Raw genomic sequence first — 23,775 nt, forward strand, 5'->3', positions numbered from 1 at the left:
CCTAGGACGAAAATCATGAGCCAACTTCCCGGCTTCGAAACCCGCGCCATCCATGCAGGCGGCGCCCCCGACCCCACCACCGGCGCACGGGTGACGCCGATCTATCAGACCACCGCCTATGTGTTCGACAGCACGGAGCACGCGGCCTCGCTCTTCAACCTGCAAACCTATGGCTATATCTACAGCCGCCTGACCAACCCGACCGTTGCGGCGTTGGAAGAGCGGATCGCCAGCCTTGAGGGCGGACGCGGCGCCACCGGCTGTGCCTCAGGCCACGCCGCGCAAATGATGGCGCTCTTCCCGCTGATGAGCCCCGGCGATCAAGTGGTTGTTTCCAATAAACTCTATGGCGGCTCGGTCACGCAATTCTCGCGCACCTTCAAAAAGTTTGGCTGGCAGGCGATCTTCGTCGATGCCGATGACCCCGCCAACTTCCGCCGCTCCTTTACCGACAAGACCAAGGCCTTCTTCGTCGAAAGCCTCGCCAACCCGGGCGGGATCGTCACCGATCTCGAAGCCGTGGCCCAGGTTGCCGACGATCTTGGCGTGCCGTTGATCGTCGATAACACGATGGCCACCCCCTATCTCTGCCGTCCCATCGAGTATGGCGCGACGCTGGTGTGCCATTCGACGACAAAGTTCCTATCGGGCCACGGCAATGCGATGGGCGGGGCGATTGTCGATAGCGGGCGGTTTAACTGGTCGGCGGTACCGGGGCGCTTCCCCAGCCTCGCCGATCCCGAACCCGCCTATCACGGGCTGCGCTTTCATGAAACCTTCGGCGATCTCGCCTTTACCGTCTATGGCCACGCGATTTCCTTGCGCGATCTTGGCGCCAGCATGGCGCCGATGAACGCCTTTCTGACGATGACTGGGATGGAAACCCTGGCCCTACGCATGGAACGCCACTGTGCTAACGCCCAAAAGGTCGCCGAGTTTCTAGCAGCCCATCCTGCCGTCGCCTGGGTCAATTACGCCGGATTGCCGGGGAACAAGTATCACGCCCTTGCCCAACGCTATTTGCCGAAGGGCGCTGGCTCCGTCTTCACCTTCGGGGTGACGGGCGGCTATGACGCCGGGGTAAAGGTCGTGGAAGGCGTGGAGTTGATCTCCCACCTCGCCAATATCGGCGATGTTCGGTCGCTGATTATCCACCCCGCCTCCACCACGCACCGCCAGCTTTCCGACGAACAACGCCTCGCCGCTGGGGCCGGACCGGATGTGTTGCGCCTGTCGGTTGGGCTCGAGACGGTGGACGATATCATCGCCGACTTGCGCCAAGCCCTCGCCAAAATCGCTTAAGCCAGTCTGGGGCGAGGCTTCTGCCCGCCCCAGACATCCAAACGGTTGGTAGGATCGTATCAAGCAGTGATTTCGGATACTCTTGGGAGGGTCGCGCCATGCGCCGGATGATCGTGCCAGGGTTGGGGGTTTTCGCCATGTTGGGTTTCTTGGGCTTCGCCAAGGCGGATATGCCAGGGTCCGCCTATGATTTCAGCTTCCAGAGCATCGACGGGCAGCCGCTGCCGCTGGCTACCTTCAAGGGCAAAGCGGTGCTGGTGGTGAATACCGCCTCGCAATGCGGGTTCACCCCGCAATATAAGGGGCTGGAAGCGCTTTATGATCGCTACGGCGCCCAAGGCCTAATCGTCCTGGGGGTACCGAGCAATGATTTCGGCGGGCAGGAGCCAGGGCAGAACAGCGATATTAAGAATTTCTGCGAAACAACCTTCGACGTCAGCTTTCCGCTCACCGAGAAAACCCACGTTACCGGAAGCGACGCCCACCCCTTCTATAAATGGGCAGCGGAGAAAATGGGCATGGTCGCAAAACCGCGCTGGAACTTCCACAAATATCTGATCGGGCCGGATGGGGCGCTGGTCGATTGGTTTTCGACAGTGACCGAACCAACCTCGCCGCGCGTCACCAAAGCTATCGAAACCCTATTGCCCGCTAAGGGTTGAAACAAAAAGGCCGGTTCTCATCAGAAACCGGCCTTTTCTTGACGCCCTAAAAGGTTAGTTGATCGCGCTGAGGCGGCCCTGCTGCATCTTCTGCCGGTAATCGGCCATCGCCCGTTGGAAAATATCCAGCTCGGTAAAGCGCTGTGCCAGCGCCGTCTGGTCGATGGTCGCCGTCTGGCGCGTCGTGCCTGTCAATAGTTCGAAGGCCGAGGCGCTGGGCGTCTGCGCCATCAGCGGTTGGAAATCGGCCCGCAGGCGCGCCACCATACCCGGCTCACCCGCCAGCGCGGTCGCAATCGCCAAATTAACGACCAGCCCTTCGCGTTCGGGCGTCATCGTCCGGTCCGACGGAGATCCTGCCAGCCGCGTCAGCGTTGCCGCCGCTTCCGACCAGTTTTGCGACCGGCTGAACAATTGCGCGCGCAGCAGTTCCCCTTCGCGCGACACATCGCCCTCAATCGCCGAGAGACCGCGATCTGCTTGACCCGCATCCATAAACGCGCGCGCCTTCAGGCGGCGGCGTTCCTGCTGCAAATCGGCCGGCAGATTGGGGGCATCGCTGCGATCAATCGCCGCGACGGCGTCCTGCGGGCGACGGTCGAGCAGCAGAACGACGGCAAGTCGCGCACCAACCTTGGCCTTTTCAACACCGCTTAAGCGCTGATCGATCTGATAGGTCAACAAATCGGCGGCGCGATCCAACAGGTCGATTTGCACCAGACGGTCGGCAAGCCGCTGGATCATCGCATCCCCGCGCGGCCCCGGCGGGGTCAGGTCGCGATAATCGTCGTAGAGCGCCAAGGCGGCCAACGGTGGCACTTTCCCGGCGGTTTCGCCATCGTATAGACCGACGAAAATATCGGTCATCTTATCCCTCAGCTTATCGGCCTCGGCCCACTGCGGGAAATGCGTGACCGCTTCGCGCAAGGTGCGCAGCGCTTCGCTCATCTGCGCGCCCTGTGCATAAAGATCGGCTAACCGCTTCAGCATGATATATTCTTGACTGCCGCCGGGCCAAGCGTAGCGCGTCTTTTCCAGCCGGTCGATGGCTTCCAGCCGGTCGATTCGACCGTCTTTCAGCGCTTCTTCAACCCAGACGGGTTCGACATGGGCGCGAATGCGACGGTCATCCGAGGTCAGCAACCGGTCTAGGATCGGCAGCGCCGTGCTGCGCCGATCAGTCTTCAGCATCACCTTAGCGCGGATGAAATCGGCTTCGCCCCGCGCGTCCATCGGGGCATCGGGACGGGCAAGAAGATCGGTATACGCCAGCGCCCGGCGGGCATCGCCTACCTTTTCCGCCGCTTCCGCCGCCAGCAGCGCCAGTTTGGCGCGCATCGGCATTGGGTAGGTCTCAGGAATACCACCCGCCCGGCGGAACAAATCATCCGCCGCCTGCCACGACTCGATCTGGGCCGAGGCCGCCGCGCGCCACAACAGGGCTTCCGGGTCACTATCGAGGCGTTTGTCCGACAAATCGGGCAGCGCCTGCGTCCCTTCTTCGCGCATTACGCGCACAGCGCCGCGTAGGGCCAGCAGCGCCGGGTCGGTCGCCAGCGCGGGCGTCATGCGGGCGATATGCTCCAGCACACCCAAAGCATCGGCATATTGCCCCTGCGCCACAAAGAACTGCGCCAGATCGAAGCGGGCCGACGGACGACGGAGATCATCGGTATCCGTCACCGCCGTCATCAGGCGCTGGCGGGTCTCGAGGAATGCGTCGTCCGCAATTTTCCACTTGGCGAAATCATAGGCCTTCACCGACCCGGGTCGCCCCGGAATCTGCGACAGGCTGAGCGAGGCACCGATAGAAACGGCGCTCGGCGTTACGCGAATGTCGACCGTATCCGCCTTGGGAACGATTAGCGCGCCCGCTAGGGTGCGCGGCAGCGAGACTTGGGCAAAATCGCGCGGCGTATCGATCCCGCGCGTCGTCTGCGGGAGCGCGATGAAGCGCCAAATCGCGCCGGTATCGGGATCGGTCGCTGAAATCGGGTAGGAAGCCTGGGCAACGCCAAGCGTCACCAAACCGCCTTCGGCGTCGGACGTGACCGTAACGGCCGAATCCGGGCGGCCCGAGCCTTTCGGGCGCAGCAGAACGACCAACGCCCCCTCTTCCCGGCTGAGCGCCGGGATCAGGCCCGCTGGAACCGTTAGGCGGATCAGCGAGCCGTGGGCAGCTTGCAACTGCGCCGGTTCAACCCGGCTGCGCAGGCGCGCGACTGCCGTCAGGTCGGCGGCCAGCGGTGCCCCGAAGGCAAGATAAAGCTGATCGTCGCGCAAATAGGCCGCTGCAGGCGCCGCAGTCGGTACGCGAATGGTGACGGACTTATCGACTGCCTGCACCGCCGTTAGCGTGATCGGCTGCACCGGCGTCATCGCGGGTGGCGCAATCAACGGCTCGACCGGCGCCTTCGGCGGCACATTCACGGGGGCCGGCGGCGGCGTTTGCGGGGCGGGCGCGGCGGCAACGGCTTGGGGTTGCGGCTGCGGTGTCTGCACCACCTGGACCGGTGCGGCCGCGGGCAGCGACGCGGTGACTTTCGACGCCCCTGCCGGGCCGTTTGGCGGGGCCTGCACGTCCAACAGAATGCGCGTGCCGATCTTCCGATCAACCAGCTTCGCGTTCGGCGGCAATGACAAAGCGAATTCCGTGGCGCTGCCATTGGTCGCCGCATCGACGGCACCAATCGATTTGGTCGCCCGGCGGCGGATATCCGCAAGATCGAACTGCCCGGCCTTATCGAAGGTAATGCGCGCCACCCCGTCCGCCGAGGTCACGCGATAATTCGTCCCCGCGGGCCAATCGAAAACGAAGCGCGTGAAGGTGCCATTATCGCCAACGTTAACCTTAATACGCGGCGCATCGCTCACCACTGGGGCCGCCTGCGGCGCAGCGGCCTGTGCAACCGGGGTCGGCGCGGGTTTTTCAGGGGCCGGGGTCAAAGCCGTCGGTGCCGCCACAGGCGCCGCTGCCGGTTGCGGCGCGGTCGCCGTTGCGACCGGCGCTGGCTGGCCCTTCTGTTCGACCATATCGATCACGGCCGCGCGTTCCGTGGTCGAGGTTTTCAACTGCACAGCCTTCAGCAGCGTAAAGGTTACGCTCCGCTGATCGGCCGAAACCTGCGGGTTACTGAGATAGCCATCGACCCCGCGCATGACCGCAGGCGATAAAGCACCATCGAACGGCGCTTCGAAGCGCACAATCAGTTGATTGCCGTCAACGCTGGCCGTGAACTTCGGCGCAACGCCGAAATCGAACACGAGGCGCGAATAGCCATCGTGCAAAGCCGACCGGGCGCTGGCGGCCCAAACCGGCGCAGGGGCCGCCGTTCCGAGAACAAGAACCGCCGCTGCGACGGAGGACAGGAGCAGCGCACGATGGGCGCGACGGGGAAAAAAGCTGACCATGCTCAAGCGCTTATCCGAAACTTGCCAGAATTGCATCGATTTCAGCCTGTCGTTTGGCTTCATCGGGCAAGGACGGACCATGCAAGAGATCCACCTGATCGGGCGCAATCGACGGACCGGCCGCCGGATTATACTTCGGCAGAGAAGGATCGCCCTGCATCCGCGCCAACTCGTCGCCGAAAGCGGCAATCATCGCCGAGACCCGTTCTTCAATTTGTTTCAGGGTGCGTACCACTTTCGTGATGCGCTGGCCCGTAACATCTTGGAAATTACAGGCTTCGTATACCCGGGTGACCACATCCGAAATAACGGCGGCCTGTTCCGGCGGCAGGGTATTGGCGAGGTTTTCAAGCTGCTCGGCCGCGTCCAGAATAACGCCCGTCGCCTCTTCCGTCGCACCAACCACAGCATCCAGCTCATCGGTTGCGGACGGAATATCGTGCGAACTGATCGCATCGGGGCGAACCTGGGCAATCTCGGACCGCGCGTTCTGAATAAACCGCGCAAGCCCTTCCAATTCGCGGTAGAGCTTCACATCCATCGAGGAGATCTCGCCGCCCATCGTGGCGAGAACCTGCTCGACGATCCGTGTCACTTCCTCCGGCGGGATGGGCTGCTGGCGCGACTGCTGACGCAGGGCATCCAAATGCTGACGCAGTTCCGGCGTCGCCGTTAGACCCTTCATCGGCATCCTCCTTATTCGTCAGCCCACACTCTGCCGCGCGGGGAAAGTCGCTAGGCTTAGAAATTGCCGAAAACGGCAACCAGCTTCTGCTTCAAGGTTTCGGCGTTGAATGGCTTCACGATATAATTGGTCACGCCCGCTTCTTTGGCGGCAATGACATTTTCAGTCTTGCTTTCCGCCGTCACCATCACGAACGGAATATGCTTCAGCTTGGCGTCGTTGCGTACTTCGCGCAGCAACTGAAGGCCGGTCATCGGCTCCATGTTCCAGTCGGAAATGACCAGACCGTAGCTCTTTTCCCGCAACCGCGCGAGGGCAGTCGACCCGTCGGTCGCTTCGTCCACGTTATCGAAGCCAAGCTGCTTCAGCAGGTTACGGATGATCCGAAGCATCGTCTTGTAATCATCGACGATGAGAATCGGCATATTCTTATCCATGGAAGCTCTACGTCCCCTGTTTGAGTCATCGGACTACGCAGGCGCAAGGTCTACGACTAGTCCGCTTCCGTCAACCCTGCGTGTGCGAAACACACTCGAATAACGCCCTTGACTTACGGGCGGCGCGGCGCGGCGCCAACCGGTGCCGGGGCTGCTGGCGGCTGATCGCGGCTCTTATCCACCAGCAACGCGGTCAGGGTCTTGGCCCGGTCCGGCATCATGCTGGCAAGGATTGGCGCAACCTTATTTTCCTTCATCCGGCCAATGACGCCGACGACGACATCAAGGTCCAGCTTTTCCAGAATCTGCGCGGCTTCCTTCGGCTTCATCGTTTCATAGATGCGCACAAGGCTGCGCAGGCGCTCTTCTTCATCTTTGCTGCGCTGATCGACCAAGCTGCGCAACTGCGTCTTCAGCCCTTCGAGCTCCGCGACCTTTTCGTCGAAACGCTTTTCAGCGGCCTTCAACATCGCTTCGCGCTGCTCGATCTCGCGCTCGCGCTTATCCAGCGCATCGCGGCGTTCCGACAGTTTTTGCAGAAGATCGATCTCGCCTTGGGTGAAGCGGGTCGGGTCCCGCGGCATTTCTGCCGTGGCGGGCGCCGCCGCAACCTCGGTCTGCGCAGCATCGGCGGGCTTTGCGGCCCCGTTCTTGGCGGGCGCTGGCTGGGCCTTAGCTTCGGTCGTCCCAAAGGGCACCAAGGTTTCGAGGTTTTTAAACCCTTCGTAGGCTTCCTGCACTTTGAAGAAGAGCAGGCCAACGATCGCCAAAACCGTCACCGGCAAAAGACGAAGGGGAAGGAACCGGCGCATTGGCAACTCTCCTGAACGATACCGCGCGAAGGCTTGATCTGGCGCAGGGGCGGCTTAACGCCGCGCCCGCAAGGCTTGCAACAATTCCCGTTCGGCGCGCGAACGCGGTGCGGCCTCGCCCCCACCCTCCCCGGCTTCTGGCGGAGTACCGCCCGCGAGGGCTTGGCGCAACGAGGCGCGATCCCGGGTCGGACGAGCAGCGCGTTCGGGACGGCCCGTCGGGGCTTCCGGGGCTTCAGCCATCATCGGGGAAGCTGCCGGGGTTTCCAGAGTTGCGCGGGCGGCGCGGCGATCCGTGCGCGCTTCGCCACCCAGGCCCATCGTCGGGGCGGCAGGGGCTTCGGCTGGCTTTTCGGCCCGTTCCGGCAGGCGGCTTACATTATCGCGCCCATCCGGCTTGGCACCGGGACGGCCCACTTCGGTCCGCGCGGTGCGCACGCCGCCTTCGAGGCGATCCGCCAGGCTGCCGCCGCGATCAACGAGGTAGGACAAATCGTCGCGCAGGTTCTGGCTGCGCTCCAGATACTGCTGCAAACGGGTAGCTTCATCGGTCGCCGACCGCAGCGCCTTGACGCCCGACTCGGCGCGCAGGCAGCTATCGTTGAAGGCAGCAATCAGCGCTTCCAGTTCGGCCCGGTGATTGCGGATCACCTCGAGCTTCTTATTCAGCACCCAGCAGAAAGCCACTGTCGCAACCAGCAAAACGGCGACGACGATGTCGAGATAAAAGCCGAGGGTCATCATCGCGGGGCTACTCCTTCAAGCTGCGGGATTCGATCTTCACCGCGATGTGATTGTTGCGCTGACCAACCTTGCCGCGGAACATCGCAACACCGCCCGACCGCAGCATGACCGGCGTTTCCGGCGTGCAGTTGAAGATGACCTGCGTTCCCGGCTCCCACGACAGAACTTCGCGCAGATAGGACGGGGTTTCTTCCAGCACAGCTTCGATGGACACATCCGTGTGCCAAAGCTCGCCCGCAAGATGGTTTTCCCAGATCGAATCACGGCCGAATTTTTCGCCCATGAACATCTGGAGCAGAATTTCGCGCACCGGCTCCAGCGTCGCATAGGGCAGCAGCAGTTCCAAACGGCCGCCGCGATCATCCATATCGATGCGCAGACGGGCCAGAACCGCCGCATTGGCCGGGCGAGCAATGGCGGCAAAACGCGGGTTGGTTTCAAGTCGGTCAAAGCGGAAGGTCACGGGCGACAGCGGATCGAAGGCCGCCGATAGATCGCCCAAAACCACATGCACCATGCGCTCGACCAGCGTGCGTTCGATGGTGGTATACGGACGGCCTTCGATGCGCATTGCCGCCGTACCGCGCCGACCGCCGAGAAGCACATCGACGATCGAGTAGATCAGCGCGCTATCGATGGTCAGCAGACCGAAGTTATCCCACTCCTCCGCCTTGAAGACCGACAGCATGGCCGGCAGCGGGATAGAGTTGAGGTAATCGCCAAACCGGATCGAGGTGATATTGTCGAGGCTGACTTCGACGTTGTCGGACGTGAAGTTACGCAGCGACGTGGACATCATGCGCACAAGACGGTCGAAGACGACTTCGAGCATCGGCAGACGTTCGTATGACACCAGCGCCGAATTAACGATCGCCGCGATCCCCGACCCGTCCGACGCCCCGGACGAGCCATCGTCGAAACCGAGCAGACTGTCGATTTCGTCTTGGTTCAGAACCCGGGCGGGCGCACCGCCGCCTTCACCCCCGCCTGCCGAAGCGAAAGCGTCATCAGCCCCGCCGCCAGCGTCGCCATCCGCCAAGGCGGCCCATTCGGCTGCCAGCAGATCATCGTCCTGATCGTCCAACGGACCGCCCATCTTCCCGCTCCTCTTGCGAAGCCTTCGTGCCTGACAGCGCCCTTACAAATCGAAGGGTTACTGTACCACGATTTCCGTAAACAGAACTTCTTTAACTTGGATCGGCCGGATCACCGCATTGACGCGGGCCAGCAGTTCTTCGCGCAGGCGGAACATCGCCTGGGCGCCCTGAAGCTGATCGGGACGCAGCTCGCGCAGATACGTCTGGAAGGTATCCAGAACGCGCGGCAGTTTCTTTTCAACTTCCTGACGTTCCGCCGCGCTGCTCAGCTCAAGGCTGATCTTCAGCTTCAGGAACGCCGGGCGCGGCGTATCGCTGCGCAGGTTCACCAACAGATCCGGCAGCGGGTAATAGACGACGTCCAGCGGACGTTCATTCTTGGTCGAAGCCGACGCCGCAACCGGCGCGCCCCCGAACCCGCCGAGCACCTTGGTGAGGATGCCCGAGAAATACAGACCCGCAACCACGCCGGCGATGATCAGCAGCGGCAGCAGAATATACAGGATCAGTTTCTTGCCGCTGAGACGCCGCCGTCCCATCGAATGGCGCTCGACGCCAGCACCGTCATCTTCATACATCTCAGCCGACATGACCAATCTCCACCCCAATGGGCCGCTGATACAGGTGAAAGCTCTAACACACTTGTGGCTGACAAACCGTTGTCTTGCAAGCAATAAGAGCCGCCGGACCCGTATCACAGCCCCTTGGGTGGGGGGCGGCAAACTTTGCCCGGCAGAGACTGCATAGCATAGTCGACATATCTTCGCTAGTCACTTTCACACATCCTCGTAATACATTGAACAGAAACATGGTTTGACGGTGGCACGGGAAATGCGATAGAGTGCGCATTATCGCGTGGGGAACCGAAGGATCCACCTATGGAATCGCCGATCCAAATTGCCCTTTCCCGTCAAACGGCGTTGCGCCGGTCGCTCGATTCGACCGCGAACAATATCGCCAATGCGTCAACATCCGGTTACCGGCGGGAACAGACGCTGTTTCAGGAATATCTGGCGCGCACGGGCACCCCGGGGAACCGCCAAATGGTTTCCTACACGCAGGACATCGGTACGTTCCGCGACTTTTCTGAAGGCACCTTATCGAGCACGGGCAACCCCCTAGACGTGGCGCTGCGCGGCGATGCCTTCTTCACGGTCGGTCATCCGGCGCAGAATATGTATACGCGCAACGGCGTGTTTCATCTCGACGCGAATGGTCAAATTGTCACGGCGGACGGCTACCCGATCCTTGCAGAAAACGGCCAGCCGATCAGCGTTCCGCAGAACGAGCGCGGCCAGATCCTGATCGATAGTCAGGGTACGGTTTCGTTCACCACGCAGAATGGCATTCAGGATCTCGGGCGCTTGGCGCTGGTCCGCTTCAACGATCAGCAGGCGATGCGCCCGGCGGGATCGTCGATGTACGCGACCGATCAAGAGGCCCTCCCCGCCCCCGAAACCGTGGTGGCCCAAGGGTATATCGAAAGCTCCAACGTAAAGCCGGTGTTGGAAGTCACTCAGATGCTTGAGATTATGCGCGACTATCAGTCGCTGCAGAAGCTGATCGACGCGGAAGGCGACCGGCAGACCAGCGCGATCACCAAGATCGCGAAACAGACTTAAGCCCGGCCTACCCGGCAAAATTTGACTGGTGGCGGAAAGCCAGGAAAGAAGGATAGCGAACGATGCGGTCACTTAATATCGGCGCGACGGGGATGCTGGCCCAGCAGCTCAATGTCGAAGTCATTTCGAACAATATCGCCAACCTGAACACCACCGGGTTCAAGCGGTCGCGTGCGGAATTTCAGGATCTTCTGTATCAGAACGAACGCCGCGTCGGCTCCACCTCCTCCGATGCCGGGACGACGATCCCCTCGGGCATTCAGGTCGGTCTCGGGGTGCGCACGGCGGCGGTCTACCGCATGCACGAACAAGGCAATATCCAGCCGACCAATAATCCGTTGGACATCGCCGTGCAGGGCCAGGGCTATTTCGCCGTCGATCTGCCGACCAACGAAATCGCCTATACCCGTGCCGGCTCGTTCCAATTGAATGAAAACGGCCAGATCGTCACGCCGGATGGCTACCAACTGCGCGGCCCGGGTCAGATTCCGCAGAACGCCCAGTCGATCACCATCAATTCCTCGGGCGAAGTGCTGGTGAAGGTGCCGGGGCAGACCCAGGCCCAGAACGTCGGGCAGATCAACCTGACCACCTTCGTCAACGAAGCCGGGCTTCAGGCCACCGGTCAGAACCTGTTCATGCAGACCCAGGCGTCGGGCGAACCCGATGAAGGGGTTCCCGGCGTCGAACAGCGCGGCACGATCTTGCAGGGGTTCCTCGAAACATCCAACGTCAACATCGTCTCGGAAATCACCAATCTGATCACGGCGCAGCGCGCTTACGAAATGAACAGCCGGGTGATCGAAACCTCCGATCAGATGATGAGCACGCTGACCCAGATGCGCTAAGCCGCGCCTAGCGTAAAGGAATAGCCCACCATATGTCCCGTCTGTCGCGCCTTTTTCTGCCGCTCGCCGCGCTGATGCTGCTCTTGGCCCTTGTGCCAATGGCGGCCCAGGCGGCTGCGACGCTGAAGACGGCGCTGCAAAACAGCGGGGTGTTGATTCTCGACCGACCAGAGATTCGGCTGGGTGACCTCTTCGACGGGTTGCCCGCCGATATCGCCGCCCGTCCGGTGCGGGGTCTTGGGGCGCTGGAGCCGGGGGCGATCCTGGACGCGGATCGGCTGGAAAGTATCGCACGCGACAATGGCCTGTCCTGGCGTCCCGCCTCGCCCACCCTGGCGCTGCGGATTGACCGCCCGGTCGAACAGATCGGCGAGGAGTCGGTGTTGCAGACGGTGACGCAAGCCCTGGCCGCCCAGGGTTTTCCCACCGGTGAAATCCGGCTCGATGCCTCCCCCGGCCCGTTCACGGTTGGGCGCGGTCAGGCACGCCAGGGGCTGAAGGTTGCCGATCTGAGTTTCGACCCGAAACTGTCGCGCTTCACCGCGCAGATCGGCCCCGCCGCCGGGGGCGAGATGCGCCGGGTTGCGGGCCGGGTGATCGCCATGGCCGATGTGCCGGTAATGACCCGTGCCGTCGGCGCCGGGGAGGTCATTCAGGCGGGGGATATTACCATTCAACGCCTGCGGGCCGATCAAGCCGGGCGGTCCTATGTGATCGACCCCGACCGGATCGTCGGCAAGACCGCCAAGCGGATGCTGCTGGCGGGCCAACCGGTGCGCCCGGCAGATTTGAACGCAACCATGATGGTGCAGAAAAACGCGCCGATCACGGTTAATGTGGTTTCCGGCCCGATGGCCTTGGCCATGCAGGGCAAAGCGCTGGATGATGGCGCCTTGGGCGATACTGTGCGCGTGCTGAACATACGCAGCAATAAGGTGCTCAGCGGCGTGGTCTCCGCCCCCTCCACTGTTACGGTCCAGGCGACCAGCGTAACGGTCGGTGGCGGGGTTGGCGCAAAGACGAATTAAGCAGGTGAGCAGAAAGAGGCCGATGATGACACCCACGCCCCAGATTTCGACCCGCGCTCGCCGCCTGCCATTGCTGCCGACGGCGTTGATGGCCGGGGCGCTGCTGCTGACCGGCTGCAATACGCTGGAGCGCATCGAAGGCATCGGCAAGACCCAGGAGTTTACCCCGGTCACCAATCCGACCGAGCAAGCGAACTATAGGCCGATCAGCATGCCGATGCCGCAGCCGGTGGCAACTGCGCGGCAGCCGAATTCGCTGTGGCGCGTTGGAAGCCGCACCTTCTTCCGCGATATCCGCGCGCGCACGGTCGGCGATATCGTCACCGTGGTGGTCGATTTCCGCAATCGCTCCGCCTCCTTGGGCGGCGGTCTCAATCGCCAGCAGACCGATACGACCGGCGCCGGGCTAAACAGCGCCGGCAGCTTATTCGGTCTCGATGTGCAGCAGGCGCTGGGCGGCGCTGATCCCACCACCCTGTTTGGGGCGAACAGCAGCCTGAATTCGCGCCGCAACGCCACGACCAACGGCACCGATGCGGCCAACCAGCTCCGCCTTGCCGCCGTGGTGATGCAGACGCTGCCGAACGGCAATATGGTGATCCAGGGCCGTCAGGAGTTTTTGGTCAATTACGATATGCGCGAGCTTCTGGTATCCGGCGTGATCCGCCCGGAAGACATCAGCTCTGGCAATACCATCGAATATGACAAGATCGCCGAGGCCCGCATCGCCTATGGCGGTCGCGGTCAGGTCAAGGATATCGCCCAGCCGCGCTATGGTACGCAGTTGATGGATATTCTACTGCCGTTCTAACGACGGGCGCTGAGACAAAACCCCGCCGGTCCTGATGGATCGGCGGGGTTTTCTTTAGGATCAGTCCAGTAAAAAGGCGGCCCGCAGGCCGCCTCTGTAAGTCTTTGAGCGTTAGTGCAAATCCCGAGCGGGAGGTACCTAGCGACGGTGCCTTAATCTTCCCGGTGGGTCCGCTCCATGCGCTCGTGCCGCTCCTGGGCATCGACGCTTAGGGTCGCGATCGGCCGTGCCTCAAGGCGCTTGACGCCAATCGGTTCACCGGTTTCCTCGCAATAACCATAGGTATCATCATCGATGCGCCGCAGCGCCGCATCGATCTTGCTAATCAGCTTACGTTCGCGGTCACGGGTGCGAAGCTCAAGGGCTCGGTCCGTTTCCATCGACGCACGATCGGTTAAATCGGGCTGCTGAAGGCTTTCTTCCTGCATGTGCTGAACTGTTTCCGAAGATTCGTTCAGTAATTCTTCCCGCCAACGCAGCAGTTTTTGACGGAAATACTCACGCTGCAACTCGTTCATAAACGGTTCATCGTCAGTCGGACGATATTCCGGCGGCAAAACGATCCGGGTTACTTGTGACGTCATTCGAGTTCCCTCGATCCCCCTTCAGCAAGGCGCGCGGAGTATAGGGGGAGTCGATGCGTGGGGCAATGGGCACAATTGCCTGGTCGCAGGGGGACAATTTTGGGGGGTCAGAATGGCCGCCCCCGCCCCGCTACCCGTCCCCCCGTTGGGCGGCTTGCTCCATCTCCAGTTTCGCCAGTTCCACCTGGGCGCGCAGGTCGATTTCGTCCAGCACCTCCAGCAATTGGGGGTCCGAAACCGTTTCCCGCGCAACGGCCAATTGATCGACGAGACCGAGCAGCGCCTCCCCCGGGATCGCCCCGAGCAACAGCCCGTGACGAATTTCATCCAGATGATCAAGGATCGTATCGGCCCGCTGGCGGTTGCGGCGGCGGCGCTGCTGCTCCTCGCCAATCGGATCGACGGTCAGGAGCGGGTTGACGCTGGCAACCGGCCGCGTTCCCCGCGCCGGGGCGGCGGCGGCCGGTTCTTCGGGCGTTAGGAGGCGTGAGAAGGCTTCCGACTGGCCGGGACCAGCGGTTTTCTCGGTGCGGCGCCCGGCGGCAAGCGGGGCAGTATCTTTTGGGCCTTGAATACGCATGGGATGAGCTTACACGATCTGTCTTACGTCTCCTATCGGCGCATCCTGCCGACTGCCAGGAATTTTTTGCCGCGCCTCCCTTTCTCGTAACACACGCAAACTGAAAATTCTGTTTCCGAACAAATCATTATTCTGTATTGTTCATATTGGCACAGAGATCGCTTGTCGGCGTTGCACGATAGGCGGGCTTACGCGCCGGGTCGGATGTAAGGATAGGGACGCCAAACATGGGCATCAAACGGCACTTTGACCAGGCCTCAGCATGGCGGCGCGGTATGCGCGCGGCTTTGGCGACGGCATTTCTGGCTTGCGCCGCCGTCACGGCAACCTCCCCCGCTCTGGCCCAAACCGTCCGTATCAAGGATGTGGCGAACTTCGAAGGCGTTCGCGATAACCAATTGATCGGTTACGGGTTGGTGGTCGGCCTGAATGGCACCGGCGACAGTTTGAACCGCGCGATCTTCACCCGCGAATCGCTGCTGGGGATGCTGGAGCGTCTGGGGGTTAATGCCCGCACCGCGAATAATGAAATGCGCACGAAGAACCTCGCGGCGGTGATGGTGACGGCCAATCTGCCGCCCTTCGCCCGCCAAGGCGCGCGCATTGATGTGTCCGTCTCCGCGCTCGGCGATGCCACCTCCTTGCAGGGTGGCACGCTGCTGGTTACACCGCTGATGGGCGCGGATGGCGAAGTTTATACGGTTGCGCAGGGCGCGGTCGCCATTTCCGGGTTCGCGGCGCGCGGCGCGGCGGCTTCCGTCACGCGCGGGGTGCCCACCTCGGGCCGGATTGCTAACGGCGGCCTTGTCGAACGCGAAGTCGGGTTCGAACTGGCGGCGCTGAACTCCGTGCGTCTGTCGATGCGCAACCCGGATTTCACCACGGCCCGCCGTGTCGCGACTGCCGTCAATGCCTTCCTTGGCGCGCAAGCCGCGAAGCCGCTCGATCCCGCGACCATCGAAATCGCCGTGCCGCCGCGCTATCAGGGCGATACGGTCGCGATGCTCACCGATATTGAAAACCTGCCGATCCAGCCGGATTCGGTGGCTAAGATCGTTATCGACGAGCGGAACGGCGTGATCGTCATGGGCGAAAACGTGCGCATCAGCACCGTTGCCGTCGCCCAGGGTAACCTTACCATCCGCATTACCGAAACCCCGCAGGTCTCGCAGCCGAACCCCTTCGCCCCGGGCGCTACGGCGCTGGCGGGCATTCCGGGCCAGAACAGCCAGACCTTCGACGCCAATGGCAATCTTACGCAGCAAAGCAACCAGCAGGGCCAGTCCGGTCTGCTGGGCGGCGGCGCGCAGACCGTTGTCGTGCCGCGTACTCAGATCGAAGTTGACGATCAGGCCGGGCGCCGCCTAGCGGTTCTCCCCTCCGGCGTGACCTTGGGCGAGTTGGTATCGGGCCTCAACGCCTTGGGCGTCGGGCCACGCGACCTGATCACCATTCTGCAAACGATCAAAGCCGCCGGTGCGTTGCAGGCGGATATCGAAATCCTCTAAGCCCGGAAGCGCTGCCATGACCTCCAGCCCCATTCTTCCCGGTACGGACCTGTCGGCCAGCCGCGAAAAGGCGCTCAGCAATTCGCTGAACACCCGCATGCCGACGACGGCCAATGAGGCCGTGGCCGAACGCACGGGCCGCGAGTTCGAAGCGATGTTCCTGTCGCAAATGCTGCAACCGATCTTCGAGACGGTGAAAACCGATGGGATGTTCGGTGGCGGCGCGGGCGAGGATGCCTTTAAGAATCTGCTGGTCGATGAATACGGCAAGATCATCGCCAAATCGGGCGGTGTCGGCATTGCCGATCAGGTGAAGCGCCAGATTCTCGATTTCCAAGCCCACCAGGACGCGGGCAAGCAGGCTGCACAGAACACGGGCGGCTCGATCACCCTGTCGGTCGATGCGATGCGCGCCGCCTATCGTAAAGCGGGGGCGGACGAGGGCAAAGCGCCGACGGTTGCCGCACCGCAGACCGCCACCGCCGAACCGCCGGTGGAAGCCGCGCCGCAAGCGGCGGTAAAGGTTCAAAAGCTAAAGGGTTAACCGGCATGACGGCCACCGCCCCGGTTGCCGACCGCGCCCCCGCCCTGCTCTCTACCGCGTTTGGGCGGCTGATCGCCGCCCATCCGTTCGACGTTCTCCACGATCACCCGGAACGGTTTACCCGCTATATCATTCGGCGGCGCGAGGCAGCACGCGCTTATCAGACCGATGTTCCGGCCCTGGCCATTCTATCCTCCGGCCAGAAAGAAATCGGCCTGTCCGGGCGCAGCGTGGCGCGCGGCCCGGGGACGATGACGCTGATCCCGGCCAATACCGCCATCGATGTGGTGAACGAGCCGGACGCCAGAACCGGCGTTTATGCCGCCGCCCTGATCCTGTTTCCCTTACCCCTGCTGCAAAGGGTACGCCTTCTGCACCCCACGGCCTTCGCGCCGATTGGGCTTGAAACACTCGACCCGCGCCGCTGGGATGTTCCGTCAACGCCGCTGCTGCAAGAGGCTGTGGCCCGCGTGCTGGATGCCGTCGCCGCGCCGGAAAGCGTTCCCGCCGAAATTCTCGATCATCGGGTGATGGAAGTGGCGCTGCTGCTGGCCGATAAGCCGCTGCTGCCCGCCCGCGCCCTACTGCGCGACGGCCAAACCGGCGCTGCCGTTACCAGTCTTCTGTCGGGCGATCTTAGCCGCCCGTGGACCGCCGCCCACCTTGCCCGCCTGATCGGTATGAGCGAGGCAACCCTCCGCCGCCGTCTGGCTGCGGAGGGGATTGGCCTGCGCAAACTCTTGACCGGCCTGCGCCGGGATCAAGCCGCCCGCTTGCTAGCCGATGGCCTGTCGGCAGCGGATGCGGCGGCAGCCGTGGGCTTGGCCCGAAGCCCGCTTCTCACTTAACCGCCGGATGCAGGCTATAGGCCGCCTTCGCCTCGCCTTCCGCCAGAATATGCCCCTTCAGCGCGGGTTCCAAATCGGCCCAGGTAAAGCGATCTGGCAGCGGTAAGCTCGCGACATCCAAGGCATAGACGCGGATGCGGTACTCGTGACGGCGGAGGTCGTTCAGCGGTGGGCACGGGCCGGCGTAACCGCCCCAGTCGCCCGCCATGTCGGGATTACTGGCCATGAAGGCGGCATAACCGCTTTGCCCGCGCGTGCCGATGGCAGTGCGCCCGAGTGGCAGATTACCCTTCACAACGCCCTTACCCTCGGTGCCTTCGGCAATCTGGGTAACGGTGGGCGGAATATTGGCCAGCAACCAGTGGGGAAAAATTTGCCGGGGGGCATCGGCGGCAATCGTCACCCCGGCTTTGTTATAGAGGCTGAGATCGGCGGGCACATCCGGGTCGAGCATGACCAGCGCGTAGGATTTCGTGCCCGCCGGGCCTTGGCTCCACTGCACAGACGGGCTGAGGTTCGGCCCGAAACCGCTGGCAGTACAGAAGGCGTGATCGGCCGCAAACCAGCCGTTCGATTGAACACCGCCGACCGTGACGGTCAACGGCGACGCGGCAAGGGCCGAGGCCGATAGCAGGAGAGCGGCGGAAAAAGAGAGTATTTTCATGAAGATGGCTCCGTCTTTTAAGGACGGACCCACCCTGCCTTAACGGCGATCATTGCGCGCGCGCCAACCGATCAAAAACGCCCCGAAACCGATCAATTGCCGCTATAGCCACACCGGCTAAGCCAAGGGCGCATATGGGGCGGTGCGGGAGCCTGGGCCGCAACGGGGGTCTCGCCGAGCAGCAGATGGATCGCCCGGGCGAGAAGCTGCATGCGCTCACCATCACCGTTCCCATAGACCGGGTCGCCAACCAGGGGCAGGCCAAGGTGCGCCGCGTGAACGCGGATCTGATGAGTCCGCCCCGTCAGTGGCGTAAACTCCAGCCACGCAAGCCCCTCCGCCGTACCAAGGCAGCGCCAATCGGTCTGCGCGGGTTGGCCTTTGGGATCGACGATCATGCGCCAGCCGTCCGCCGCAGTGGATAGTTTCAACAGCGGCGCGTCGATCCGCCCCTCGGTCTGATCGGGCACGCCATGCACGACAGCCCAATAGGTTTTGCGCACGTGATGCGCCGAAAACAGCCGCGCCACCTGCCGCGCCGCCCGCGCTGTCCGCGCCAACACGAGGCAGCCCGCCGTATCGCGGTCGAGGCGATGGGCAAGGCGCGGCAACTCCCTGATCCCGAACGTCAGATCGGGAAGATAGGTTTCGACGCTCTCCCGCGTTTGCGGGCCGGGATGGCAGGCGAGACCGGCGGGCTTATCGAGGATAATCACCCGCCCGTCACGGAACAGCACCCGGTCAGCAAGCCCCGTCACGCGCCGGGGCCGCCGCGCGTCACGGATTTCACCACCCCTTGCGGGCGCTTGTTAACGGTCAAGAATAGCCGCCCGACATATTCGCCAACGATCCCCAGCATCAGAAGCTGTAAACCGCCGAGGGTGAGAACGATGGCGGCAATCGACGCCCAGCCTTCCGGCGGGTGACCGAACAGCCCTTCGATCAGCACGGCGAGCAGCCCAAGGACGCCCAGCCCACCCGTCACCGCCCCTGCCAGGGTGGCGAAGCGCAGTGGCAGAACGGAGAAATTCAGCGCCATCGCCAGCCAGAGGTTGATCAAGCGGCGCAGGGTATAATTGCTCTGCCCCTCCGCCCGCGCCAAATGCCGGACCTGCAGGGTGCCGATCTTCTGGGTGACTTGCAGGATCAGACCATCGACATAGACGAACGGCCCCTCGTAAGCTGTCACCGCCTCGGCCACAAAGGCCGAGAGGCAGCGGAAGGAGCAAAGATATAGGCCCTTCGGCTTATCCAGCAGCTTATCCGCCACCCAGCCATTGAAGCGACTGCCGAGGTTGCGCCAGCTATCGTGCTGCTTGGTTTCGTAGAAGGTATAAACGACCTCATGCCCCCCCAAGCGGCATGCATCATAGAGCCGCACCACTTCTTCGGGCGGGTTCTGCAGATCATCATCCATCGTGATGATGTAAGCCCCGCGCGCGTGGCGGAAGCCGGTCATGACGGCATTATGCTCGCCATAGTTCCGGCTATGCTCGACCACCGTTACCGGCACAGTCGCGATTTCGGCAAGGGCGCGGCACACAGCAAGGCTATTGTCCGGGCTGCCGTCATAGACCAGCACGATTTCAAGCCCGCCGTCGACCGACAGGCCCGACAGAGCCTCCACCAGCCGCCCGACCGTGGCCGCGCCATTATAGACCGGCACGACGATGCTTAATCCCGGCGCTGCCTCACTCATCCCGAACCGCCTCGCATAAAATCGACCCCCCGAAGGGCAAACTGCCCCCGGCGCGCAGCCATCGGCTTTCCGCCTCGGTCAGCCAAGCGAAGCCCGCGTCGATCATCGGCGGCATCGGCTCCACATCGCTACCCTGGCTCGGCCATAGTTTGCGCTTGGCGACCATTAGCGGAAACAGCAGCGTGTTCCAATAGGTGCAACGCTGCACCCGGAACCCAACGCCGCTCAGCACGGTCCGCAATCGGGTTTCCGTGTAGCGGCGGGAATTATGGACGGCGCGGTCGTGCTCTGACAAAAGCCAATCATAGGCGGGCAAGGACAACAGCAGCCGCCCGCCCGGCGCCAACACTCGGCGCAACTCGGCCAGCGCCCCGGCCTCGTCCACCCCCGCATGACACAGAACGTCCGACGAGGTGGCGACCTCAAAAGCACCATCGGCAAACGGCAGATGATTGATCGTGCCTTGCACGAGGGGCCGCCCGCACCGCTGCACCGCCCAAACGGCGGCAGACCCGTCGAACTCTAGCCCCGTCGCGGCAATGTCCGGGCGATGCTCCGCGAGATATTTCAGCCAGCCGCCCGTGCCCGCCCCGGCATCTAGCAGGCGCAGCGGGGCCACCCCTGGCGGCGGCAGCCAGCCTGCCATATTCCGCCGCAGCGCCTGGAACCACCAGAACCGGTCCTCAATGGCCGCCATCCGCCCATATTCTGCGGCTTCCACGGCTATTGCCCTGCGGCCAGACTGGCGCGATAGGCCCGGAAGGTTTCAAAATCACGGATATAATCCGCCGCGTCGAACGGATAGTCGCAAAAGACCATCAGCAGCGCCGGGGTCTGGCGATAATATTGCTCGCCCCAGATCGTCGGCGGCATCAGCACCGCGTCGCGCGGATCGGCCAACCGATGCCGGACTTCGCCACCGAGGTGATCCCGCCCAACGAACTCCACCTCCCCCTGCAAGCAGACCAGCACTTGCGAGCACCAGCGATGCGCATGGCCGCCGCCCATCGTATCGGCTTCGTCCGACGCGACGGTAAAGACCCGCGCCACGGGGATCGGCAGCGCGGCGCCGCTTTCGTAAATCGTCAGCACCCGCCCCGGGGCCGGGAACTGCGGAAAAGTGATGCGCTGGATCTGCGTTAGATCCGCCAAGGGCGCAGGCGTCGGCGTCAGGGGGGACGGTGCGGTCATCGGCGGCAAACCTTTCTGCTTCTTCACACGACAGCCGCCCCATCATGCCGTAAATTTATCCGGTCGCGCATGAAAACTCTGTAACCTGCCAGGGGAGACTTCACGTTATGGCCGCGCGTCGGCTGCCGTTGATTCTAGGCCTGCTGGGCCTACCCTGGCTGATTGCCGCGTGTTTTCCGCCGCTCAATCACGATAGCGCCGCCGTCCTAACCTGGGCGCAGCGCATGGTGGCGGGCGAACGGCTGTATATCGACCTCATCGACGTTAACCCGCCGATGATCTTTTGGCTGAACCTACCCCCCGCCGCCGTCGCGGGCTGGATCGGCCTGCCTGCACCGCTGCTGCTGGTGCTTTGGTACGCCGCGCTCAGCCTTGGCGGGGTGGCACTCGCCCTGCCGTTCCTGCCCCGAGTGCTGCCGGAGGGGGCGCGCTGGGGCCTGCTAACCGCCGCCGTTGGCGCGCTGCTGATCCTGCCCGCCCATAGCTTCACCCAGCGCGAACATCTGCTGCTTGCCCTTGCCCTGCCCTATCTGCTGCATGCCCTGGCGCGGGCGGAAGGATTGAGGGCGCCCAGCATGATGGCAACGGCAGCGCTCTTTGCCGTTGCCGTGTGCCTGAAGCCGCATTTTCTGGCCCTGCCCGCCGGGGTGGAAGCCTATCTGCTGGTCCGACGGGGGCTGCGCACCAGCCTGCGCGATCCGGTCATCGCGGTCATGGTCGGGATTGGCCTTGCCTATCTCGCCGCCGTCGTCTGGCTCACCCCAGCTTATTTTCAGACCATCCTACCGATGATGGCGGAGCTATATACTGGCGCAGGCACCGATTGGGGGCATCTTCTGCTCGGCGATCAGGTGCCGCCGCTGATCCTCGGCGGTCTGATCCTCGGCGGTATCGGCTGGAAGCACGGCCCGGCGCCGCGCCTGCTGTTGATCTTCACCCTGGCGGCAACGGTCGCAGGGGTGACCCAGTTAAAAGGCTGGGATTATCATTTCGTCGCCGCGCGCGGCGGGCTGCTGCTGCTGGTGGGCTGGACTTTCGGCCACTGGCTGAAGCGCCCTGCTGTCGCCGTCAGTGCTGCTTTTGTCCTGAGCCTCGGGTATGCCAGCCTGACCGCCCCACCCTTCGCCGCCCAGCGCCGCTTTGCGGCAACGCCCGAGGCAAAGCTCGGGCAGAGGATGGCCCAGGCGGTACCGCACGCCTCGGTGCTATGGTTCACAACCTCGCTGAAGCCGCAATTCTCGCTCGTTCAGGCCTTGGGTCAGCACTACATCGGCCATTACATGAGCCTTTGGCCATTGCCGGAGCTTTATCCGCCCGAAGCGCCGCACGTGCTGAACCCCATCGCCCGCAGCGAGGGGGTTGAGCGCCAAGTGATCGACGCCACCGCCGCCGATCTGGCCCGCAAGCCCGATCTGATCGTCGTCACGGATGGCGCGTCGGAACCTGGGTTCGGCGGGCAACCCTGGGATCACCTGACCTACTTCGGGCGCGATCCGCGCATTGCCGAGGCGCTGAAAGCCTATCGCCCCATCGGTAAAGTCGACGGTTGGACGCTTTACCAGCGCACCCCGTAAAAAAAGAGGCCGGTCCCAAGGGAACCGGCCATCCAGGAGGGAGGATAGAAACCCGGCGGTTCAGCGCAGCGCTAAACCGTCCTTGTCGAACAGGTGACACGTCGCCGGATCGGCGAAGAGGGACACCTGCGACCCGCGTTGCGGCGACTGTTGGCCGTCGAGCTGGACCGTAATGGTCTGCCCATCGGTAAGCGCCCCATAGAGAAGCGTGGAGCCGCCCAATTGCTCCACAATTTGGATAGTCATCGGCCCCAGCGGCACGCCGTCGGTTAGGGACAGATGTTCGGGCCGCACCCCCAAACTATCGGCCATGCCGCGCACCGGCGGCAGCGGGATCTGCGTTGAGGCGACGGTTACCGCCGTGCCCGTACCGGTTTCCTGCTGGCCGGTCACCTTGAGGAAGTTCATCTTTGGCGACCCGATGAACCCGGCGACAAACTTATTGACCGGCCGATTATAGAGATCGAGCGGCGAGCCGACCTGTTCGATCCGCCCGGCGCGCAGCACAACGATCTTATCGGCCATCGTCATGGCTTCGACCTGATCATGGGTCACATAGATTGACGTTACGCCAAGATCACGGTGCAGCTTGGCGATCTCCACGCGCATCTGCACGCGCAGTTCGGCATCAAGGTTCGACAGCGGCTCGTCGAACAAGAAAATCTTTGGTTCGCGAATGATAGCACGACCGATGGCGACGCGCTGGCGCTGACCACCCGACAAAGCCTTCGGCTTGCGCTGCAAATATTGATCGATTTGCAGAATAGCAGCGGTCTTTTGTACACGCACATCGATTTCGGCCTTAGAAACCCCCGCTGTCTCCAACCCGAAGGCGAGGTTTTTATAGACCGACATATGTGGATACAGCGCGTAGGACTGGAAAACCATCGCAATGCCGCGCTGAGCCGGGGCCGTATCATTCATTCGCTCGCTTCCGATGGTGAGATCACCATCAGAAATTTCCTCTAGCCCCGCGATCATGCGCAGCAAAGTAGATTTGCCGCAGCCGGACGGGCCGACGAAAACGACGAATTCCTTCGGTTCGATTTTCAAATCGATCCCGTGGATAACTTGCAGATCGGCATAGCGCTTGACGACCTTATTGAGTGATAGCGCTGTCATGG

General features: G+C 62.8%; 25 protein-coding genes. 10 read left to right on the plus strand and 15 right to left on the minus strand.

Annotated elements, in window-relative coordinates; all coding sequences use genetic code 11:
• Positions 1 to 15 precede the first annotated feature (15 nt).
• On the plus strand, positions 16 to 1,302 hold the full coding sequence (locus CHR90_RS11095) for an O-acetylhomoserine aminocarboxypropyltransferase (protein ID WP_094409057.1): 1,287 nt from the start codon (positions 16 to 18) through the stop codon (positions 1,300 to 1,302).
• 98 nt (positions 1,303 to 1,400) lie between these two features.
• Positions 1,401 to 1,964, plus strand: a complete 564-nt coding sequence (locus tag CHR90_RS11100; RefSeq protein WP_094409058.1) for a glutathione peroxidase — start codon at positions 1,401 to 1,403, stop codon at positions 1,962 to 1,964.
• Positions 1,965 to 2,018: 54 nt separating this feature from the next.
• Here CHR90_RS11100 and CHR90_RS11105 read toward each other — a convergent pair whose 3' ends face one another.
• The 7 genes from CHR90_RS11105 to CHR90_RS11135 form a co-directional block, all read right to left on the minus strand.
• Entirely contained in the window at positions 2,019 to 5,411 is a 3,393-nt protein-coding gene (locus CHR90_RS11105) for a tetratricopeptide repeat protein (RefSeq protein WP_170941374.1), read from the minus strand.
• Complete coding sequence (locus CHR90_RS11110) at positions 5,386 to 6,060, minus strand: protein phosphatase CheZ (RefSeq protein ID WP_229671441.1); 675 nt, start codon at positions 6,058 to 6,060, stop codon at positions 5,386 to 5,388. Before CHR90_RS11110 ends, CHR90_RS11105 begins: the two co-directional genes overlap by 26 nt.
• 56 nt (positions 6,061 to 6,116) lie before the next feature.
• Positions 6,117 to 6,485 carry a response regulator gene (locus CHR90_RS11115; protein WP_229671440.1) on the minus strand — a complete coding sequence of 123 codons (369 nt, stop codon included), beginning with the start codon at positions 6,483 to 6,485 and terminating at the stop codon, positions 6,117 to 6,119.
• 125 nt (positions 6,486 to 6,610) lie between these two features.
• Positions 6,611 to 7,309 (minus strand): MotE family protein, encoded by a 699-nt coding sequence (locus CHR90_RS11120; RefSeq protein ID WP_094409062.1) that lies wholly within the window; start codon positions 7,307 to 7,309, stop codon positions 6,611 to 6,613.
• A gap of 54 nt (positions 7,310 to 7,363) precedes the next feature.
• A complete protein-coding gene (locus CHR90_RS11125) occupies positions 7,364 to 8,053 on the minus strand; it encodes a DUF6468 domain-containing protein (RefSeq protein WP_094409063.1) in 690 nt (229 codons plus the stop codon).
• Between the two features lie 7 nt (positions 8,054 to 8,060).
• On the minus strand, positions 8,061 to 9,149 hold the full coding sequence (gene fliM / locus CHR90_RS11130; protein WP_094409064.1) for a flagellar motor switch protein FliM: 1,089 nt from the start codon (positions 9,147 to 9,149) through the stop codon (positions 8,061 to 8,063).
• 57 nt (positions 9,150 to 9,206) lie between these two features.
• The gene (locus tag CHR90_RS11135) at positions 9,207 to 9,740 is read right to left on the minus strand and encodes a flagellar basal body-associated FliL family protein (RefSeq protein ID WP_094409065.1); all 534 of its coding nucleotides are present in this window, start codon (positions 9,738 to 9,740) and stop codon (positions 9,207 to 9,209) included.
• A gap of 288 nt (positions 9,741 to 10,028) precedes the next feature.
• On the opposite strand from CHR90_RS11135, the gene flgF reads away from it, so the two are divergent.
• The 4 genes from flgF (at position 10,029) to CHR90_RS11155 (ending at position 13,459) form a co-directional block, all read left to right on the plus strand.
• Positions 10,029 to 10,772 carry a flagellar basal-body rod protein FlgF gene (flgF, locus tag CHR90_RS11140; RefSeq protein WP_094409066.1) on the plus strand — a complete coding sequence of 248 codons (744 nt, stop codon included), beginning with the start codon at positions 10,029 to 10,031 and terminating at the stop codon, positions 10,770 to 10,772.
• 62 nt (positions 10,773 to 10,834) lie between these two features.
• Positions 10,835 to 11,620, plus strand: a complete 786-nt coding sequence (gene flgG, locus CHR90_RS11145) for a flagellar basal-body rod protein FlgG (protein WP_094409067.1) — start codon at positions 10,835 to 10,837, stop codon at positions 11,618 to 11,620.
• Positions 11,621 to 11,652: 32 nt separating this feature from the next.
• Entirely contained in the window at positions 11,653 to 12,648 is a 996-nt protein-coding gene (gene flgA, locus CHR90_RS11150) for a flagellar basal body P-ring formation chaperone FlgA (RefSeq protein ID WP_094409068.1), read from the plus strand.
• Positions 12,649 to 12,670: 22 nt separating this feature from the next.
• The gene (locus CHR90_RS11155) at positions 12,671 to 13,459 is read left to right on the plus strand and encodes a flagellar basal body L-ring protein FlgH (protein ID WP_094409069.1); all 789 of its coding nucleotides are present in this window, start codon (positions 12,671 to 12,673) and stop codon (positions 13,457 to 13,459) included.
• A 152-nt stretch (positions 13,460 to 13,611) separates the two neighbouring features.
• Here CHR90_RS11155 and dksA read toward each other — a convergent pair whose 3' ends face one another.
• Together dksA and CHR90_RS11165 are read right to left on the minus strand one after the other, a co-directional pair.
• Positions 13,612 to 14,043, minus strand: coding sequence for an RNA polymerase-binding protein DksA (gene dksA, locus CHR90_RS11160; protein WP_094409070.1), 432 nt, complete (start codon positions 14,041 to 14,043; stop codon positions 13,612 to 13,614).
• Between the two features lie 130 nt (positions 14,044 to 14,173).
• Complete coding sequence (locus tag CHR90_RS11165; RefSeq protein WP_094409071.1) at positions 14,174 to 14,623, minus strand: flagellar assembly protein FliX; 450 nt, start codon at positions 14,621 to 14,623, stop codon at positions 14,174 to 14,176.
• Between the two features lie 275 nt (positions 14,624 to 14,898).
• Between CHR90_RS11165 and CHR90_RS11170 the strand changes: the two genes are divergently transcribed.
• The 3 genes from CHR90_RS11170 to CHR90_RS11180 are packed head-to-tail and all read left to right on the plus strand — an operon-like array spanning position 14,899 to position 17,523.
• Positions 14,899 to 16,131: a flagellar basal body P-ring protein FlgI gene (locus CHR90_RS11170; protein ID WP_094409072.1), complete on the plus strand. Its 1,233-nt coding sequence runs from the start codon at positions 14,899 to 14,901 to the stop codon at positions 16,129 to 16,131.
• Positions 16,132 to 16,147: 16 nt separating this feature from the next.
• Complete coding sequence (locus tag CHR90_RS11175) at positions 16,148 to 16,675, plus strand: rod-binding protein (protein ID WP_212668668.1); 528 nt, start codon at positions 16,148 to 16,150, stop codon at positions 16,673 to 16,675.
• Between the two features lie 5 nt (positions 16,676 to 16,680).
• The gene (locus tag CHR90_RS11180) at positions 16,681 to 17,523 is read left to right on the plus strand and encodes a helix-turn-helix domain-containing protein (protein WP_094409073.1); all 843 of its coding nucleotides are present in this window, start codon (positions 16,681 to 16,683) and stop codon (positions 17,521 to 17,523) included.
• Here CHR90_RS11180 and CHR90_RS11185 read toward each other — a convergent pair.
• The 5 genes from CHR90_RS11185 to CHR90_RS11205 all read right to left on the minus strand — a co-directional run bounded on the left by CHR90_RS11185 (position 17,516) and on the right by CHR90_RS11205 (position 21,077).
• Complete coding sequence (locus CHR90_RS11185) at positions 17,516 to 18,187, minus strand: YbhB/YbcL family Raf kinase inhibitor-like protein (protein WP_094409074.1); 672 nt, start codon at positions 18,185 to 18,187, stop codon at positions 17,516 to 17,518. The genes CHR90_RS11180 and CHR90_RS11185 overlap by 8 nt on opposite strands.
• 92 nt (positions 18,188 to 18,279) lie before the next feature.
• Positions 18,280 to 18,945 carry an RluA family pseudouridine synthase gene (locus tag CHR90_RS11190; protein WP_094409075.1) on the minus strand — a complete coding sequence of 222 codons (666 nt, stop codon included), beginning with the start codon at positions 18,943 to 18,945 and terminating at the stop codon, positions 18,280 to 18,282.
• On the minus strand, positions 18,942 to 19,886 hold the full coding sequence (locus tag CHR90_RS11195) for a glycosyltransferase family 2 protein (protein ID WP_094409076.1): 945 nt from the start codon (positions 19,884 to 19,886) through the stop codon (positions 18,942 to 18,944). The genes CHR90_RS11190 and CHR90_RS11195 overlap by 4 nt, the downstream gene beginning before the upstream one ends.
• Positions 19,879 to 20,607 carry a class I SAM-dependent methyltransferase gene (locus CHR90_RS11200; RefSeq protein WP_229671439.1) on the minus strand — a complete coding sequence of 243 codons (729 nt, stop codon included), beginning with the start codon at positions 20,605 to 20,607 and terminating at the stop codon, positions 19,879 to 19,881. The genes CHR90_RS11195 and CHR90_RS11200 overlap by 8 nt, the downstream gene beginning before the upstream one ends.
• A gap of 2 nt (positions 20,608 to 20,609) precedes the next feature.
• Positions 20,610 to 21,077, minus strand: coding sequence for a sugar 3,4-ketoisomerase (locus CHR90_RS11205; RefSeq protein WP_141210929.1), 468 nt, complete (start codon positions 21,075 to 21,077; stop codon positions 20,610 to 20,612).
• 107 nt (positions 21,078 to 21,184) lie between these two features.
• Between CHR90_RS11205 and CHR90_RS11210 the strand changes: the two genes are divergently transcribed.
• Positions 21,185 to 22,651 carry a hypothetical protein gene (locus tag CHR90_RS11210; protein ID WP_094409078.1) on the plus strand — a complete coding sequence of 489 codons (1,467 nt, stop codon included), beginning with the start codon at positions 21,185 to 21,187 and terminating at the stop codon, positions 22,649 to 22,651.
• 60 nt (positions 22,652 to 22,711) lie between these two features.
• Here CHR90_RS11210 and CHR90_RS11215 read toward each other — a convergent pair whose 3' ends face one another.
• Positions 22,712 to 23,773: an ABC transporter ATP-binding protein gene (locus CHR90_RS11215; protein WP_094409079.1), complete on the minus strand. Its 1,062-nt coding sequence runs from the start codon at positions 23,771 to 23,773 to the stop codon at positions 22,712 to 22,714.
• Positions 23,774 to 23,775: the final 2 nt, after the last annotated feature.

This window comes from Elstera cyanobacteriorum, assembly GCF_002251735.1.
GTDB classification, from domain to species: domain Bacteria; phylum Pseudomonadota; class Alphaproteobacteria; order Elsterales; family Elsteraceae; genus Elstera; species Elstera cyanobacteriorum.